General features: G+C 43.5%; 1 pseudogene. It reads left to right on the forward strand.

The features are described from left to right. Positions 1 to 593 precede the first annotated feature (593 nt). Positions 594 to 1,247: pseudogene (locus A3766_RS23605) on the forward strand (anthranilate synthase component I); the annotation flags it as partial.

Consider the following 1,247-nt stretch of genomic DNA (forward strand, 5'->3'; position numbering starts at 1 on the left):
CCACTTAAGCCTGCTATTTCAACAAACTCATTTTGATCAGCCCCCTGATTATCATAGTGAAACTCATTGATATAAACAGGTAAAGCTTGAAGTGATGAGGAAGCCAATAACACAGATAGCGCCATCGTTGGGCGCTTAAGAAAGTTCTTCATTTTTAAGTCCTTTTAAAAAGTATAGAAATAGATTCTGCAAACATCCTGTTCGCATTGAGCTAAGGATTCCTAGCCCTCAATTAATATACCTGTCTTAGCAAAAAAATGTAGTCTTTTTTAGCTTAAGCAGCTGCCTTGGCTAAAATTGCTATATTTAAAGCTATGAGAGTCTCAAATAGCGAGCTAGCATGCACCCTGAGCTATTGATTCACTCACAGGCCTGAGGTAATCTGTAGGCCGTTTTATACCTATTAATTGATTAGAGTAGAGAGACTGTTCAGTGTCTACATCCGTTCATAATTTCGCAGCCCTTCGTGCGCTGCTTCCCTGCCGCTGGCGAAGCTAGCTAATTGAGCACGCGCTCGTTCAATATTTGCAGCTCCTGCGCTGTATACCGCTTCGTTTTAATTAATAGATTATGAATTTAGTTAGGAACACCCTATGACACCTGAGCATTTTTCACAACTAGCGGCTCAAGGCTACAATCGCATTCCTGTCACGCGTGAAGTCTTGGCTGACCTCGATACGCCCTTAAGTACTTATCTTAAACTCGCTAACGGCACCTATTCTTATTTACTAGAGTCTGTTCATGGTGGCGAGAAATGGGGCCGATACTCCATCATCGGTTTGCCTTGTACGCAAGTACTTAGAATTTCTGGCTCCACAGCCACACTCGAGCAAGATGGCGAAATCATCGAGCGACACGAGTGCAGTGACCCTTTAGCTTTTGTTGAGGAATTCCAAACGCGTTTCAAGGTGCCCGAAATAGAAGGCTTACCACGCTTCAATGGCGGTTTGGTTGGCTACTTTGGTTATGACACCGTTCGATACATTGAACCAAAGCTTGCTGACAGCTGTCCTGAAGATCCTTTGGGTACACCTGATATCTTGCTTATGGTGTCTGACCAGCTGGTTGTATTCGATAACCTAAGTGGCAAGTTGATACTTATTCATCATGCAGACCCTGCCACTGAAGATGCTTATCAAATAGCTCAGTCGGTACTGGATTTATTGGTTCATCGTTTACGGAATAATACCTGCGCGGAGCCGGCTCAAGAAGCCACACAAACTGACATAAAAGAAAGCGACTTTATA

It is taken from the genome of Oleiphilus sp. HI0132 (genome assembly GCF_001635845.1).